The sequence below is a fragment of the Rhodococcus sp. NyZ502 genome (genome assembly GCF_041464245.1).
In the GTDB taxonomy this organism is placed as follows: domain Bacteria; phylum Actinomycetota; class Actinomycetes; order Mycobacteriales; family Mycobacteriaceae; genus Rhodococcus_F; species Rhodococcus_F qingshengii.
Window position 1 is genome coordinate 3,197,735 of sequence record NZ_CP167155.1, and the last position, 16,226, is coordinate 3,213,960.

Sequence of the window (16,226 nt, forward strand, 5' to 3'; positions counted from 1 at the left end):
TACGTCAATCGCCGATCCGTGAACACGAGTGGGAGCACCCACATGGTTACAGCGTTCATGGGTCTCACCTCCTGGCGTGTTGTCACGGTCTCGCACAAGCTATCAACCCCAACCGAAGCTCGTCCAATCATTTTTCCAGCGCGCCCGGCAGCGGTCATACCCGCGATCGGGCGACGCTCTGGCGGACGGCACGGACGTAGCGGCGCGTGACAAACGCCTGTACTCGACGTCCGATCGGAGCGCCGAGACGCACCCACCACGTTCCGGGCTTGGAGAACGCAACGATCTCGATACGAACCGCTTGGCTGGCCTCGTCGAACTGGACGACAAACAATTCCTCCCCGCATTCGGGGTGGCCCGCGCGGGTTCCGTACGCGAAGCCCTTGCGATTGGGTTCGTCTACGACATAGACGATCCGAACGGGGATAGTTACCGGACCGAGTCCGAAGGTCGCATCTTGACCCGCCACGGCGGTCGGGGCTGCCGTCCGTACGGCCAGTCCGGCTCCGCGGTGCATTCCCCAATTCGCGACGGTTCGAGCGGCAACCTCGAAATCCTCCCGTCCGGATCCGACCGTCGCGCTCTCGTGAACGTGGTGATAGCCGGCGGGGAGAACGCCTGACGTTGCGCCCACCTCGAGGTACGTCAGCCCGCCCGGGCGGGACGCCATCATTGCTCGCGTCGGTGGCTGAGGATGTTGATCACGTGGCCGTCGGGGTCGGAAGCGAAGAACCTGCGGACCCCCCACGGCTCCTCGGTGACGGGATAGACGATGGTGTCGCCGCGCTGCACCGCGGCCTCGTACGCCGCGTCGAGATCATCCACCTCGACGGAGACGTCCGGTACTACGGGCGCATGAGCGTCGTGTGTCATGACGCTGATCTGCAATGACGGATCCGTCGGCGAAGCCAACGTCACGATCCACCCGTGATCCATGACAACTTCGAGGCCCAGCACTTCGGTGTAGAAGCGCTGCGCGGCCTCGAGCGAACTACTCGACAGATCCGAAACTATCCGCGTGACGGCCATGTCCCGCAGGTTACGCCGCCGCCGGAGTCCACCGCGACTTGACGAGGCGCTCGATGTCACCGGAAAGTTCGTCGCTGACGATCCCCGGAAGCAGGATCTGCCACATCTCGTCGACACGATCCGGAAGATCCGAGCGTCGGGTGAGAACGTTCGAAACCAGCTGTACCCCCGTGAATGCCGAGGGCATGAACCTGCCGAACGATTCTGCGCTGACCGATTTTCGGATTTCACCTTCCGCCTGAGCTCTGGCGGTGAGATCGGTGATTGCCGAGATCCATTCGGCGTACGGTTCCACCGGCCCCTCGTACGTGCTCAGTTCCAGCGTGAGGCGAATGCCCGCGCGAACTATCGGCTCGTCGACAATCTGGCGTGCCATTTCGTGCGTGAGCATGATCATCTGTTCCAACGGGTCCTTGCCCGTCGCCGAAATCGCCTGCACCGACTCGATCGAGAGCCGATGCTGTTCGGCAATGATGAATTGCGCGAGCTCGTCCTTCGACGCGAAATGGAAATACAACGCGCCCTTGGTAGTACCGGCCCCCGAGACTATGTCGGCCATGCTGGTGCTGCCGTAACCAGTCTTCTCGAACTGCGCGGCCGCGCCGGCAACGATTTGCTGCCGAGTCAGCTCGGCGCGTGCTTGCTTGACCACTGAATCCCTCTCGTCCTCCAAAGGCCCCCGCCCAGCAAACCCCACGGTTCGCGCCACACTCCAGCTATACCCAAAAACTTCACAATTGCCCCACATTACCAGCGCTCCTTCCATTGCTTCAATTACGAATGCAACAAAGTCGCTGGTCAGACGTCCGATTTAGAGGGAATCTCCTCTCCCCAACGTGCTTTCGTCAACCCGCGCACGGTCCACCAACTCTCCGACGAGGAGCGTCAACTCCATCATCTGGTCGGTGATTTCCTCACGCAACTGCGTTGCATCCGCCTCGGAAATCGCGCCGGACTTGGTATCGAAAGACATCAACAACTCGATATTGGTGCGAAGTGCAGTCAAAGGAGCCAGAAGGTCCTGGCCCGCTTCGGTGATCAGACTTCTCTGGCGTGCCCGCGATTCCGACAACGTCCCGAGCATCCGATTGAAACTGACTGTCAACGACGCCAACTCGTCGTCACCGGTCACCGGGATCGGCGCAAGATCATCCGTTTCGGCGACCCGCCGCGTCGCCGCAGTAAGTCGCGCGATCGGCCGTAATCCTGTGCGTGCCACAGCATCTCCGGCTGCGTAAGCTAGGGCGATTCCGGCCGCCCCGAGTGCCGCCAACACCACTGCCAGTCGCTTGAGTACCGAACGCGTCGGCCCCAGGGATTGCGCGACAACCAAAGTCTGGCCCGCAACCGAGGGCTCGACAAGAATTCGATACGCATCGACGGTTGCGATTGTCTGCGACGAATTGCCGTCTGCGATCGACCTGATGGCGTCTGCGCTGGTGCTGAACGGCGGCAGACCGGGAGTCGCCGTCACCAAGGCGCCGTCGGCAGTGAGAAGCCCCACCGCCTGGATGACCGCTGTATCCGCGCCGGCCGTCAATCCCAGAACCGGTGTGACACCGCCGAAATTGACGGTGTCGGTGATCGCGTCACTCGTGCGCTCGAGTTGCCGATCGACGTTGCCTTGCAAATACGCGTTGAACACTATGTACACCGCCGACGCCGACACGATCACCGCGATCGCCACCAGGCCTGCAGTCAGCAATTTCACGCGAGCATGGAGCGTCCGCACGTGAATTCCCGATGGTTTTCGACGGCTCATTCCGGGAACCGACACTCTCATGCGCGGTCCCGCAGTGCGGCGTCGAAAAATCCCAACATCCCTCCAGTATGGTCACGGAACCTTAGACGAACCTGAAGCGAACGCGATGTCGGCCTCACAGCGCCGTTCCACGACCGAAAGCCGTGAGCCAGTCCATCGCCTCGGCTTCGGTATCGAATGCCGGGACGGTCGCCGGGATCGGTGGTCGTTCGACGACGATCACCGGGATCGACAATTGCCTGGCTGCAGCGATCTTTGCGTACGTCTGCTCGCCGCCACTGTTCTTGGTGATCACGACGTCGATGCTGTGAGTTCGCATCAGATCGACTTCCGCTTCGATGTCGAATGGACCACGTGCGAGCAGCAATTGCGAGTGAGGCGGCAATGTCCCTGAAGGCGGATCGATCGAGCGCACGAGAAACGAGACGCTCTTCACGCGGTCGAACGCCGAAACTCCTTGCCTCCCGATCGTCAGAAAAGCGCGTGAGCCGACCGTCGGCACCAACTCTGCGGCGTGATCGAGATCGTGTGCCGGAAGCCAAGTGTCACCGAGTTGCTCGCGCCAGGGCGGGCGTCGGTACATGGCGTACGGCACGGAATTCGCAAGGCACGCTTCGAACGCATTCTGGGTGATGCGAGCGGCAAACGGATGCGTGGCGTCGAGCACTGCACGAATATCATTGGCCGACAACCACTCCGACAGCCCTTCGGCTCCCCCGAACCCGCCGATACGCACTTCCCCCTCCGGCCATCGAGGATCACGAACCCGGCCGGCCAGCGATGTGACAACCTCGAGGTCGGCTGAACCGGCCAAGCGAGAAGCGATCACTCGACCTTCGCCTGTGCCGCCGAGCAGGAGTACGCGGCGACGAGTACCTGTCGAGGTCAGTGTGTGCTTCTCTCGCGCGCTGCCGAGTAGAGGTAGCTGTCCGGAAACCCCTCCGCAGTCAACACTCGGCCGACGATCACGACGGCCGTCTTCGTGATGCCGGCCGCATGAACAAGTTCGACGATCGTCTTCAAAGTGCCTCGAACAACGATCTCCTCGGGCCGTGAGGCGAAGGCGACCACCGCGACCGGGCAGTCCTCGCCGTAATTGTCGGCCAACTCGGATGCGATCTGTTCGATGCGATGAGCGCCGAGGTGAATCACCATCGTCGCGCCGCTGCGGCCGAGGGACCGCAGATCCTCGCCCTCCGGCATCGCCGTCGACAAGGTGGAGACTCGGGTGAGAACAATGGTCTGCGAGACGCCTGGGACAGTCAGCTCGCGCCCCAGCGCGGCTGCAGCCGCGGTAAATGCAGGAACACCGGGAATCATGTCGAAATCGACTCCTGCGGCGTCCAGGCGACGAGCTTGCTCTGCCACTGCACTGAAGATCGACGGATCACCGGAATGCAAACGCGCGACGTCCAGCCCAGCGGAATCCGCTTCGACAAGAATCGCGGTGATCTCGTCCAGGCTCAGCCGAGCAGTGTCCACGACCTGAGCTCCGACCGGGCACCACTCGAGCAACTCCGCTGGAACAAGGCTGCCTGCGTACAAGCACACAGGGCTCGCAGCGATGATCCGTTGCGCGCGGACAGTGATCAAATCTGCCGCACCGGGACCCGCACCGATGAAATGAACGGTCATTGTGTGGATTCCTCCGGCGTATCTGTGTCTGCGCCTGCAGACGGCTGACGTTTTGTGACGGACCATTGGACCACCGGAAGTTGCGGTCGCCAAACGTTGAACGCGCCCAAAGGCTCGGCGCGCTGCACCTGAAAGCGTCGCAGCGTCCCACCCTGGCGACTCATCCAGCCGAGCAGCAACGATTCAGACTCGGCGGTCACGGCGTTAGCAACCAGACGCCCGCCCACGCTCAGCTGCTCCCAGCACGCTTCGAGCATTCCCGGTTGCGTGACGCCGCCGCCGACGAACACCGCATCGGGACGCCGAACCTCGTCCGCAAACGCCTCGGGCGCGGTCCCTTTCACGGCCAACGCAGGCACACCGAGATTGAGTGCATTGGCACCGATCTGCGATACCCGGCTCGTCACCTTCTCGAATGCTGTTGCAGTGCAACGCGGGTGGGTTCTCATCCACTCGATGGCGACGGTTCCCGACCCTCCGCCGACGTCCCAGAGGTGTTCTCCCGGCGCCGGTGCGAGTGCACACAACGTCAATGCGCGGATCTCCTGCTTGGTCATCTGACCGTCGCCGACAAACGCAGCATCCGGTAGCCCCGGGATTCGAGTCAGCCGCAACGGATGATCGACCGAGATGCACTCGACGGCCAGAACGTTCAACGCGTCCACGTCCTCGTCCGCGTGATCCCACTCGTCCGCCACCGTGACGGTCCGCGATTCCTCGGCGCCGCCCAGCTGGGCCAGTACAGTCAGAGTCGATCGTCCGAAGCCCGCGCCGGACAACAGACGAGCCACCTCCCCCGGTGTCGAGCGCCCGTTGCTCAGAACCAACAGGCGCGCGCCATCGACCACTGCCGCCAAGACGGTCGCCGAGTCTCGGTTGACCAGGCTCACGACGTCGATCTCGGCCGATGCCCATCCCATTCGCGCGCTCGCCAACGCCACCGACGACGGGTGGGAGATCACTCGCACGTTGTCCGCGCCGAGCAGCCTGACCAATGTGACACCGAGACCGTGGAACATCGGGTCACCGCTGGCGAGCACGCATACTCTGCGGTCCGCGTTCTCGGCGAACATCGACGGCAACGCCGGAATCATCGGAGACGGCCAGGTCAGCCTGGTGGGCGCACGCCGTGCCCCGAGATGTGTCGCCGGGACCAAGTCCAATTGGCGCGGCGACCCCATCAGGACCTCCGCGCCCAGGATTGCGCCCTTTGCGCTCTCGGACAGCCCATCCCAGCCGTCGGCGCCGATGCCGACGATCACCACCGGGTGTGTGGTCATCGCGGCATCCGGCGCCAGATCGTCTGAGGCAGAAGCCGCATGACGAAGAACACCGGCTGCAGAATTCGCGGTACCCACACACGCGTCGCCCCGGAGTTCAGTCCCCGCACGACGGCGTCCGCGACCTGCGACGGAGTGCTCGACATCGGGGCAGGCGACATTCCCTCGGTCATCTTGCCGATGACGAACCCGGGCCGTACCAGCATCAATTGGACGCCCGAACCGTGCAGCGCGTCGCCGAGGCCGCTGGCAAAACCGTCCAAGCCGGCCTTTGCGCTCCCGTAGACGTAGTTGGCGCGGCGAACCCGGACGCCGGCGACGGACGAGAACACCACGATCTTTCCGGTTCCCTGTCCGCGCATGATCTCCGCGAGATGCGTGAGGATGCTGACCTGAGCCACGTAGTCGGTGTGCACCACCGCGACCGCGTGCGCCGCGTCGGTTTCGGCACGCGCCTGATCGCCGAGAATCCCGAAGGCCAGCACTGCAATCGAAATCCGGCCGTGCTCTGCCACTACGGCGCCCAGGAGGTCTCCGTGCGTGTCGACGGCGTCGGCGTCGAACTCGACGGTGGAGACGTCGACAGCGCCGGCGTTTTTGAGCATCTGCTCCTGCTCCGACAGCTCTCCGCTGCGTCTGGCAGCCAGAACGATGTTGCGGCCTGGCGCGAGCCTGACCGCGATCTCGAGGCCGATCTCACTTCGTCCGCCGAGGAGCAGTACCGTCTCGATGTCATTCACGTTCGCACCCGCAGTCACCGCTCCAGTGTCCTGGATTACCGTCGTGGCATGACGCTCACCCCCTCCACCACGCCATCGTCACAGCAGACTCTCACCGAAGACGGGCTGAAGTTCGTCGGTGAATACCACCTCGCGACACTCACGACGTTGCGTCCGAACGGCACCCCACACGTCGTTGCCGTCGGGTTCACCTGGGACCAGGAAGCCGGAAAGGCGCGCGTGATCACCAGCGGTGGCTCACAGAAGGCGATCAACGCAGCGCGTGGCGGATACGCCGCCGTCAGTTCGGTCGACGGTGGCCGCTGGCTCACGCTCGAGGGGCCGGCACGCGTGCTCACCGACGCGGACTCCGTGGCCGACGCCGTTCGGCGCTATGCCGAGCGGTACCGCCAGCCACGGGTCAATCCCGCGCGCGTGGTCATCGAAATCGACGTCACACGCATACTCGGGTCCGCTGCATTCAAGGAAAGCTGATCAGTCGAGGACAGTCAGGCCGTGCGGACGGTTGTTGAACGACTCGCAACCGTCCGCGGTCACGACGACGATGTCCTCGATACGGGCACCCCAACTGCCGCGGAAGTAGATTCCCGGTTCGATGCTGAAGGCCATACCTTCGACGAGTTCGATGGTGTTGCCCTCGACGATGTACGGCTCCTCGTGTACGGACAGCCCGATACCGTGACCGGTGCGGTGAACGAATACCTCTGCAAGCCCTTGTGCGGCAAGCACTTCGCGAGCTGCAACGTCCACGGATTCTGCGGAGATTCCTGGCCGCACCGAATCGACCGCAGCCTGCTGCGCCGCCTCGAGTACCGCGAACTGTGCGGCAACCTCCGCGGACGGCTGCCCCATGCTGTACGTGCGAGTGGAGTCCGAGTTGTATCCGGGCTCGACCGGTCCGCCGATGTCGATGACCACGATATCGCCGCTCTCGATCACCCGGTCCGAAACCTCGTGATGCGGATCGGCGCCGTGCGGGCCCGAACCGACAATCACGAACGCGGCCTCGGTGTGCCCCTCTTCGAGAACCGCCGCCGAAATCGCTTCGCCTACTTCAGCTTCCGTACGTCCGACGACCAAGAACTCGGCCATGCGGGCGTGAACACGGTCGATGGCCGCACCGGCTCGCCGCAACGCCTCGATCTCGGCGCCGTCCTTGACCATCCGCAATTCGCGCAAGACGCCGGTGGCGAGAATCGGCAACGCGCCCAAGGTGTCTGCGAGCGGGATCAGATGCAGCGCAGGCATCGCATCCGTCACCGCCACCTTCGCGCCGGTCGGGAGTTGCGCCGCCACAATCGCATACGGGTCGACACCGTCGACCCAGTCGAGGACGGTCAACCCGAGATCGCCCACTGCCGATTCCTTCAGCGACGCCAACTCCAACCGAGGAAGTACGACGGATGCCTTCGCCGTGTCCGCGGCGATGACCAACGCGGTCAAGCGCTCGAACGAGTCAGCCCGAGAACCCGTCAGGTACCGCAGATCCGGACCGGGAGTCACCACCAGACCGTCGAGACCTGCTGATCGAGCCAACTCGGCGGCACGAGCGATACGTGCGCCGTACACGGCGCTGGAGAATCGGGAATCCTGTTCGGCTGGAGACGTCATGGCTTACAGGTTAGTGCCGACTGGCAGGATGGTGACCATGAGTGGGCCATTGCTTCTCCTCGACGGTGCCAGCCTGTGGTTTCGTGCGTTCTACGCACTGCCCGAGTCATTCGTCGACCCCGACGGCAGACCTGTCAACGCCGTGCGCGGATTCACCGACATGGTTGCTTCCCTGATCACCAAACACCAGCCGAGTCGTCTCGCCGTGTGCCTGGACTTGGACTGGCGACCGCAGTTCCGCGTCGATGCAGTCCCGACGTACAAAGCGCATCGCGTCGAGGAAGGCTCTGACGGTGCGTCCGAAGAAGTTCCGGACACGTTGACGCCTCAGGTCGACATGATCATGGACGTGCTCGCTGCAGCGGGTATCGCGACGGCGGGTGCAGTCGGACTCGAAGCCGACGACGTACTGGGAACGCTTGCCGCCACCGAGCGCGAAGATCTCACCGTCGTCGTCAGTGGTGACCGAGACCTACTGCAGGTCGTCACCGACGAGTACGTGCCCGTCCGTGTCCTGTACGTGGGCCGTGGCCTGTCCAAGGCGGAACTCTTCGGACCGGTCGAGGTTGCGGAGAAATACGGAGTCCCCGGTGACCGTGCGGGCGAGGCTTACGCCGAACTCGCGGTACTGCGCGGAGACGCCTCCGACGGTCTACCCGGCATCAAAGGTGTCGGTGAGAAGACTGCGTCGACACTGATGCTCCGTTACGGCTCGTTGGCCGGACTTCGGGCGGCCGCAGCTGATCCTGAATCGGATATGGCCAAGGGGATTCGCGCAAAACTGACCTCACCTGAGGCAATGGCTTACCTTGATGCTGCGTTGCCGGTCGTACGAGTGGTTCGCGACGCGGACGTTCAGTTCTCGAAGGACGACCGACTCCCGGCGACCCCCGTCGATCCCGCACGCCTCGAGGAAGTGGCGGCCTCGCTGAACATCGAGCGCTCGGCCGGCCGGCTTGCCGCCGCGCTCGAGGCTGCGGCGGCAGGCCGTTCCGACCAATAGGGCGTCAGCTCGGGCGGCTGACCTCGTACGTGCCGTTGTCGTCGACAAACGTCACGGTCACGTTCGACTTCACACCCGCGATCGAAAGCGTGCAGGTGAACTTGTTGCCTGACTTGACTTCCTGGTCCGCGGGGCACTGAACGTTGCTCACGTTCTTCGCCCCGTAGGACTCGGTGACGATCTTCTCGACGCCGGCCTGAGCCGCGCTCTGATCGAGTGTGTTCTTGCCGAAGACTCCGAACACCAGGGCCACCACGACAGCGGCAAGAACGACGAGAACGCCGATCGCACCGAAGATCAGGGGCTTCTTCGACTTACCCGACTGGTTTCCGGGCGCACCGGGACTCGGGAACGGCTGAGCCTGGTTCCACTGGTTCTGCTGTCCCGGAGTCTGCCCGGGGGCCGTGGCGCCCCACGCCTGCTGCGGTGCGGCAGCCGGAGGCTGACCCCACGCCTGGGTTGCGTCAGGTGACTGCTGTTGCCCGGGCTGACCCCACGGCTGTGCGGGAGGTTGTTGCTGGGGTTGTCCCCACGGCTGTTGCTGGCCGGGTTGTCCTTGTCCAGGCTGTTGCGGCTGACCGTACGCAGGCTGACCACCCGGCTGGCCGTAGGCAGGCTGTCCCCACGGCTGTTGCTGGCCGGGCTGCGGTGTTTGACCAGGCTGACCCCACGGCTGTTGCTGGCCGGGCTGCTGACCAGGCTGCTGTTGTCCGCCCGGCTGCTGAGGATTCTGCCCCCACTGCTGCTCGTTCGGCTGCTGCTGATCACCAGGACCCCATTGCCGATTCGGATCGTTCGGTCCGTAAGGCCCGCTCATGTTCGCCTCCCACTCGAAATACCAGTCTGCGAATCAAACCACATAGTTGCGGTCATGCTGCGTCGACAGCAACTACCCCGCGACGAATTGCAGCTACCGCCCGCGCCGCAGTCTTCGCGACGTCGGCATCCGTCGAAGTCAGGCGGACCTGATCGAGGAGATCGATCACCTGACGACACCAACGTACAAAGTCACCCGCAGACAGCGCACGACCCTGCACTCCGGCCGCGATCAGTGCGTCGACAAGCGAGTTTTCGCTCGCCCAGTGATAAACGGCAGTGACGAATCCGAGATCCGGTTCCCGCGTCGGCGGCAGCTTGTGGCGAATCTCGTCCGACCGCAGTTCGCTCCACAATCGTTGAGTGTCGTTGAGGGCGTGACGAAGCGCCGCTGTCGGCACCCGATCCACGGTGTCCCCGTCCCGACGTGATTCGTAGACCACCGAGGACACGACGGCCGCCAACTCAGCCGGGCTGAGACCTGTCCACGCCCCGGTCCGCAGGCATTCGGCGACCAGAAGGTCGCTTTCCGAGTAGATGCGGCTGAGTCGTCGTCCGGATTCGGTGACTTCGGGCGCTGCTTCGGCAGTCATGTACTCACGCTCTTTGAGTAGCGCAATGATGCGGTCGAACGTCCGCGCCAACGAGTTGGTGGTGGCCGCAGCCTTTTCCCTCATCGACTGCGTTTCCCTGGCCAGCCGGTTGTAGCGCTCACCGATCCGGCTCAGATGTTCACGATCGGGCCAGCTATGGCACGGATGCGAGCGAATAGCACGTCGCAAAGTAGCGACCTCGGCATCTTCGGATGCGCCCGCCTTGCGGCGCTTCTTTCGCCGGGGGGCACTGATCCCGGTACTACGCAACGCCGAGGCCAGATCGCGCCGGATCCGGGCGGTGTGGTGATCGACATGCTTGGGCAGTCGCATCTTTCCCAGAACGTCGGCTGCTTCCGGGAAATCACCCGAGGAGAGTCGGCCGGCCCACTGGTCGGCAGTCAGAACCAGCGGACGCGGGTCCTTCGGATCGTTGTCCGGGACGAGGACCACCGCCACCCCGGAATGACGACCGATGGGAATTGCGATCACGTCACCGCGGGCGAGTGCACGAAGGGACTCCACCGCATCTCCGCGTCGGTCTTCGCGGCCCTTACGTTCGAGCGCGCGCTCGCGCGCACTGAGCCGCTCACGCAACGACGCGTATTCGAAGTATTCGCCGTCCGCACCGCCGAGTTTCTCCTGCAAACCCTTCAGTGCTTCTTCGTTCCGCTCGATGCCACGCACCAGGCCGACCACCGAGCGATCCGCTTGGAACTGCGCGAAGGAACGTTCGAGCAGCTTCCGTGAATCCGCCGCGCCCATGCGCTCGACGAGATTGATCGACATGTTGTACGAGGGGCGGAACGAACTGCGGAGCGGGAACGTCCGTGTCGACGCCAAGCCGGCGACATCCGTCGGCTCGACCCCGGGCTGCCACAGGACCACAGCGTGGCCTTCGACGTCGATGCCGCGTCGGCCGGCCCGACCCGTCAGCTGCGTGTACTCCCCCGGCGTCAGTTCGGCGTGCGATTCACCGTTGTACTTGACCAGACGTTCGAGCACCACCGTGCGTGCCGGCATGTTGATGCCGAGGGCCAGCGTCTCGGTCGCGAAGACCGCCCGCACGAGCCCCTTGACGAACAGTTCCTCGACTGTCTGGCGGAATGCCGGCAGCATGCCGGCATGGTGAGATGCCAGTCCGCGTCGTAGTGCCTTGCACCAGTCCCGATATCCGAGAACTTCGAGATCCTCTTCGGGTAGTTCCCCGGTGTGTTTCTCGATGATGGTGTCGATCTCGCGGACCTGCTCCGGCGAAGTGAGATCCAGTCTGGACCGCAGGCACTGTGCAAGAGCCGCATCACAACCGGCGCGGCTGAAGATGAAAGTGATGGCCGGGAGCAGTCCGGACTGATCGAGCTGAGCGATGACGTCAGGTCGTGGCAAGGGCCGGAAATCGTTGGAACTCTGGTAGCTGCCGCGTCGTCCGCGGCCACGCGGCTGCCAGCTCTCGACGCGTTCGAGAGCCTGACGCTGCTTGACGTGGCGAACCAGATCCTGGTCGACGAGCACGGTCTTCGGCCCGGCAGCAGGATGACTACGACTGTCGAAGAGATCGAAGATTCGCCTACCGACCATGATGTGCTGCCACAGCGGGATCGGCCGAGTCTCGTCCACGACCACAGTGGTGTCGCCGCGGACGGTTTCCATCCAGGCACCGAATTCTTCGGCATTGCTCACGGTCGCCGACAAACTCACCAGGCGTACGTCCTCGGACAGGTGCAGGATCACTTCCTCCCACACCGCCCCACGGAACCGGTCGGCCAGGTAATGCACTTCGTCCATGACGACGTGCGAAAGCCCGCGCAGTGCCTCGGAGTTGGCGTAGAGCATGTTCCGCAGGACTTCGGTGGTCATGACGACCACCGGTGCGTCGGAGTTGATACTCGAATCACCCGTCAGCAGACCGACTTCGCCGGGGCCGTACCGCTCGACGAGTTCGGCGTACTTCTGATTGCTCAACGCTTTGATCGGCGTCGTGTAGAAACACTTGCGGCCCGCCGCCAGAGCCAGATGGACAGCGAACTCGCCGACCACGGTCTTGCCTGCACCGGTCGGCGCGCAGACAAGGACGCCGTGGCCCGCTTCGAGCGCAACGCATGCCTTCACCTGGAATGGATCGAGTTCGAACTTCAGGCTGGACGCGAACGTGCTCAGTTCACTCTTGTTCATAACCACCTCGTCAGGGTTTCACACGCCGCCGACGTGGTGGCACGGCGCTCAGAGAGTGTCAGTGAAATCCTGGCCGGGCGCGTTGTCGCCGGCGGTGTCGGATTTCTCCGCGACCGGAGCCTTGGACTTGGACTTACGTCCGAACAATCCACTCGATTCGGCCTTGGGTTTGGTCGGATTGTCGAAAGCCTCGTTCAGATCGGACGGAGCCGAGATGGAGGAAGCTTCCTCGTCGGACAGTGCGCCCCAGTCTTCACCGGCTCGCTTGGCCTTACGTTTGTCGTTGAGGCGAGCGATCTGGACCGCGACCTCGAAGAGAAGCGTCAGAGCCAGCGCGAGCGCCAACATCGAGAACGGATCCGACCCTGGCGTGGCAACTGCAGCGAATACGAAGAGCCCGAAGATCAATCCTCGACGCCAGGCCTTCAAACGCTCGTACGTCAGAATGCCGGCAAAGTTCAACACGACGACGAGCAGTGGGATTTCGAAGCTGACGCCGAAGATGAGCAGCAGATTGATGATGAAGCCGAAGTACTCCGAACCACTGAGCGCGGTGATCTGGACGTTGTCACCGATGGTCAGGAGGAAGTGCAAAGCCTTCGCCACGACGAGGTACGCCAGGATTGCGCCGAGAATGAAGAGAGCGGCACCTGCGGTGACGAATCCGACCGCGTAGCGACGCTCTTTGGCGTAGAGGCCCGGGGTGATGAATGCCCACAATTGGTAAAGCCACACCGGGCAGGCAAGAACGATGCCGGCGGTGAGCGCCACTTTGAATCGCAGCATGAACTGCTCGAACGGCCCGGTCGCCAGCAATCGGCACGCGTCGTCGGTGCTGAGGTTGGCGCGACTCTCGGACGGAAGCTCACAGTACGGTCCGCGAAGCAGATCGCCCAGACTTTCGAGACCGAGTATCGAGTGTGAATACCAGAAGAAGCCGAACGCCGTGGTGATGATCACGCCGAGGAATGCGAACAACAAACGAGTCCGCAATTCGTACAGGTGGTCGACCAACGACATGGTGCCGTCTGGGTTGACCTTCCGCTTGCGGTTACGCGGGTCTAACGGAATACGCACTGTGCATCCTGGTCTTGGTCAGCAGACAACCGGGGTGAACGAATATTTCACCCCGGCTAGAACGCAGTGTGTACTAGAGCGGCTTGACTTCGGTCGGCTGCGCAACAGGTGCTGCTGCACCGTTTGCGACCACCGCGGTGTTGGCCGTCGGCAACTGTGCCGGAGCAGGCTGTGCGACCGGCGCGCTTGCGGGCGCCGCATCGTCGTTCTGCATTTCCTTGACTTCGCTCTTGAAGATGCGGAGGGAACGACCCAGACCGCGTGCTGCATCGGGAAGCTTCTTCGACCCGAACAGAATTACGACGACAACAGCGACAATCAGCCAATGCATCGGCTGCATTGCACCCATAACGACCTCCCATGATCAGATTCCTCGATGCTACCGGACACAACCGGCGCTCGGAGGTGCCAAAGCACTTACTTCAGCTACCTTTTACCTGTTTGTTTCCTGCGAACTCACTGAACGTGAAGGTTTCCCGAAGTTTTACGAACCGATTACGTCATAGGCGTCGAGCGCCGCAACGGCTCGATCATGGACTTCGGAGACCAGTTCCGGCGGATGAAGGACCCGAACGCCCTCACCGAATCCCAACACCAGCCTTGCCATCCATTCAAGTGTTCCGAAACTCATCGTCGCCTCGACCGACCCGTCGTCGTTCACGTGCTCGACGTCCAACGGGTAGTAGTCGAGCATCCACACCCACTCTTTGGTGATGAACAACCGCGCTTCCGGAAGGGAACCGTCGCCGCTGAACAATTCGAGATTCGAATCCTCCTCGAGGGCCTGCGGCGGCGGGTCGGCGGGCTCGTCGAGTTGGACGGCGGCGTCGATCCGATCGAATCTGAACAACCGCACTCCCTCGGCTTGACGGCACCACGCCTGGAGGTAGCTGTAGTTGTCGACCAACACGATACGAACGGGGTCGACGATGCGCTCGGAGACCGCGTCGCGCGAGGCGGAGTAATACGTCAATCGCAGGGCGGTCTTGTCTGCGAGCGCGGCTCTGACCGTCGCTGCTATCGGGTCTTCGGCGATGTCCGGCGCCGGCGATGTGTCCCGGTCCTGACCGATGGCTCGTGCCGCGGCCGAGCCTGCTGCGTCCTCGATCTTCGCGATGGCACGCTGCGCCGAGGACGGATCGACCATGCCGGGCATTTCCACCAAGGACCGCAGGGCGATCAGCAACGCCGTCGCCTCCGTCGAGGTGAGGCGCAACGGGCGATCGATCCCGGCCGAGAACGTGACCTCGATACTTTCCTCGGAGAAGGACAGGTCGATGAGATCACCGGGACCGTAACCGGGCAGTCCGCACACCCACAGTTGATTGAGGTCGGTCATCAGTTGAGTGGTGCTGACACCGAGCTCCTCGGCGGCCTCGGCGGGACTGATGCCAGGATTTGCGATGAAGTACGGCACGAGGTTGAGCAGCCGTGCCAACCGCGACGACAGTCGATTGCTCATCAGTGGTCCCCCTGTCCATTGCCGGTGATCGGGCTCGCCGCTGCGGCGCGCAGCTTCGCGACGACCTCAGCACGCAAATCCGGTGGGTCCAGCACCAATGCGTCCAACCCGTGACCGGCGATCAACCGAGCGGTCCATTCCCAGGATCGGACGGGGATGGCCAGCACGCTGCCGTCGCGATCGGTCAACCGCCGTTCGGACGACGACGTCGCAAGCCGCCGAAGCTCATGGGCGCGGCCGTCTGCGACCCACACCGTAGCCGTCCCGGTCACGACGCCCGAACCGGTCACGCGATCGACGACCTCGCGAAGGTCGACACCTTCAGGTTTGTGAACCGAACCGGCCGGGCCGAACTCCCTGACGTCGTCACCGATCCGTGAGAGCCGGAAGGTCCTCACCGCATCACGGTCGACGTCGTGCCCGACCAGGTACCACTTGCCGTTGTGCGTGACGACGCCCCACGGTTCGACGGTGCGCTCGGTGAACGGTTCGTTCAATGCACCGCGGTGCTGAAAATGAACTGCTCGGCCGGCGTCGACCGCTGCAAGAAGCTTGCCGAGCGCGGGCTCCGAACCGCGGGTGCGCGCGGGAATCGCGGTGACCGGGGCGGCACTGACTTCTGAGTCGACCTGGACGCCGGCCGCTCGGAGTTTGAGTAGTGCACTCTGGGCTGCCGAAATCAGTTCCGGCGACTCCCACAACTGCACCGCGACGGCGACTGCAGCAGATTCCTCGCTGGTAAGGTCCACGTCCGGAAGCTCGTAGGCATTGCGATTGATCCGATACCCCTCGACGGTCGAGAACCGTCCTGCCAGACCGGTTTCCAACGGGACACCCAGGTCACGAAGTTCGTTCTTGTCGCGCTCGAACATGCGACTGAACGCTTCGTAGTTCGCGGAATCGTTGTACCCGGCCACACTGTCACGGATTTTCTCCGCCGTGAGGAACTGTCTGGTGGACAGCAACGCGATCACCAGGTTCATCAACCGCTCGATTTTTGATGTCGCCACGCCGAAATCCTAGTGGCTATCCGATAACCGAACGCG

The 16,226-nt window shown here is 63.3% G+C and carries 17 protein-coding genes; 2 read left to right on the forward strand and 15 right to left on the reverse strand.

The window, feature by feature from the left end:
- Positions 1-154 precede the first annotated feature (154 nt).
- The 8 genes from ACBG85_RS14815 to ACBG85_RS14850 all read right to left on the reverse strand — a co-directional run bounded on the left by ACBG85_RS14815 (position 155) and on the right by ACBG85_RS14850 (position 6,464).
- The gene (locus ACBG85_RS14815; protein WP_081557891.1) at positions 155-670 is read right to left on the reverse strand and encodes a DUF1990 family protein; all 516 of its coding nucleotides are present in this window, start codon (positions 668-670) and stop codon (positions 155-157) included.
- Complete coding sequence (locus ACBG85_RS14820; protein ID WP_047270531.1) at positions 670-1,029, reverse strand: VOC family protein; 360 nt, start codon at positions 1,027-1,029, stop codon at positions 670-672. Before ACBG85_RS14820 ends, ACBG85_RS14815 begins: the two co-directional genes overlap by 1 nt.
- 10 nt (positions 1,030-1,039) lie before the next feature.
- Positions 1,040-1,681 carry a ScbR family autoregulator-binding transcription factor gene (locus tag ACBG85_RS14825; protein WP_019748499.1) on the reverse strand — a complete coding sequence of 214 codons (642 nt, stop codon included), beginning with the start codon at positions 1,679-1,681 and terminating at the stop codon, positions 1,040-1,042.
- 159 nt (positions 1,682-1,840) lie between these two features.
- Complete coding sequence (locus ACBG85_RS14830) at positions 1,841-2,740, reverse strand: HAMP domain-containing protein (protein WP_225320034.1); 900 nt, start codon at positions 2,738-2,740, stop codon at positions 1,841-1,843.
- A gap of 166 nt (positions 2,741-2,906) precedes the next feature.
- Complete coding sequence (locus tag ACBG85_RS14835) at positions 2,907-3,680, reverse strand: cobalt-precorrin-6A reductase (RefSeq protein ID WP_037126390.1); 774 nt, start codon at positions 3,678-3,680, stop codon at positions 2,907-2,909.
- Entirely contained in the window at positions 3,677-4,426 is a 750-nt protein-coding gene (cobM, locus tag ACBG85_RS14840; protein ID WP_003944967.1) for a precorrin-4 C(11)-methyltransferase, read from the reverse strand. Before cobM ends, ACBG85_RS14835 begins: the two co-directional genes overlap by 4 nt.
- On the reverse strand, positions 4,423-5,706 hold the full coding sequence (gene cbiE, locus ACBG85_RS14845; protein WP_372023879.1) for a precorrin-6y C5,15-methyltransferase (decarboxylating) subunit CbiE: 1,284 nt from the start codon (positions 5,704-5,706) through the stop codon (positions 4,423-4,425). Before cbiE ends, cobM begins: the two co-directional genes overlap by 4 nt.
- A complete protein-coding gene (locus ACBG85_RS14850; RefSeq protein WP_051649467.1) occupies positions 5,703-6,464 on the reverse strand; it encodes an SDR family NAD(P)-dependent oxidoreductase in 762 nt (253 codons plus the stop codon). Before ACBG85_RS14850 ends, cbiE begins: the two co-directional genes overlap by 4 nt.
- A 30-nt stretch (positions 6,465-6,494) precedes the next feature.
- Here ACBG85_RS14850 and ACBG85_RS14855 point away from each other — a divergent pair, with 30 nt between their 5' ends.
- The gene (locus ACBG85_RS14855) at positions 6,495-6,920 is read left to right on the forward strand and encodes a PPOX class F420-dependent oxidoreductase (RefSeq protein ID WP_030536346.1); all 426 of its coding nucleotides are present in this window, start codon (positions 6,495-6,497) and stop codon (positions 6,918-6,920) included.
- Here ACBG85_RS14855 and ACBG85_RS14860 read toward each other — a convergent pair whose 3' ends face one another.
- Positions 6,921-8,057 carry a Xaa-Pro peptidase family protein gene (locus ACBG85_RS14860; RefSeq protein ID WP_166502300.1) on the reverse strand — a complete coding sequence of 379 codons (1,137 nt, stop codon included), beginning with the start codon at positions 8,055-8,057 and terminating at the stop codon, positions 6,921-6,923.
- Positions 8,058-8,094: 37 nt separating this feature from the next.
- On the opposite strand from ACBG85_RS14860, the gene ACBG85_RS14865 reads away from it, so the two are divergent.
- Positions 8,095-9,060: a 5'-3' exonuclease gene (locus ACBG85_RS14865; protein WP_003944862.1), complete on the forward strand. Its 966-nt coding sequence runs from the start codon at positions 8,095-8,097 to the stop codon at positions 9,058-9,060.
- 4 nt (positions 9,061-9,064) lie between these two features.
- On the opposite strand, the gene ACBG85_RS14870 is transcribed toward ACBG85_RS14865, so the two are convergent.
- The 6 genes from ACBG85_RS14870 to ACBG85_RS14895 form a co-directional block, all read right to left on the reverse strand.
- Positions 9,065-9,877, reverse strand: a complete 813-nt coding sequence (locus tag ACBG85_RS14870; RefSeq protein WP_042919737.1) for a DUF4333 domain-containing protein — start codon at positions 9,875-9,877, stop codon at positions 9,065-9,067.
- A gap of 52 nt (positions 9,878-9,929) precedes the next feature.
- Complete coding sequence (locus ACBG85_RS14875; protein ID WP_064444615.1) at positions 9,930-12,641, reverse strand: RNA helicase; 2,712 nt, start codon at positions 12,639-12,641, stop codon at positions 9,930-9,932.
- Between the two features lie 48 nt (positions 12,642-12,689).
- Entirely contained in the window at positions 12,690-13,718 is a 1,029-nt protein-coding gene (tatC, locus tag ACBG85_RS14880; RefSeq protein WP_003945030.1) for a twin-arginine translocase subunit TatC, read from the reverse strand.
- A gap of 73 nt (positions 13,719-13,791) precedes the next feature.
- Positions 13,792-14,067, reverse strand: coding sequence for a Sec-independent protein translocase subunit TatA (gene tatA, locus ACBG85_RS14885; protein WP_003944836.1), 276 nt, complete (start codon positions 14,065-14,067; stop codon positions 13,792-13,794).
- Positions 14,068-14,202: 135 nt separating this feature from the next.
- Positions 14,203-15,180, reverse strand: coding sequence for a YafY family protein (locus tag ACBG85_RS14890; protein ID WP_030536343.1), 978 nt, complete (start codon positions 15,178-15,180; stop codon positions 14,203-14,205).
- A complete protein-coding gene (locus tag ACBG85_RS14895; protein ID WP_003944939.1) occupies positions 15,180-16,190 on the reverse strand; it encodes a YafY family protein in 1,011 nt (336 codons plus the stop codon). Before ACBG85_RS14895 ends, ACBG85_RS14890 begins: the two co-directional genes overlap by 1 nt.
- Positions 16,191-16,226: the final 36 nt, after the last annotated feature.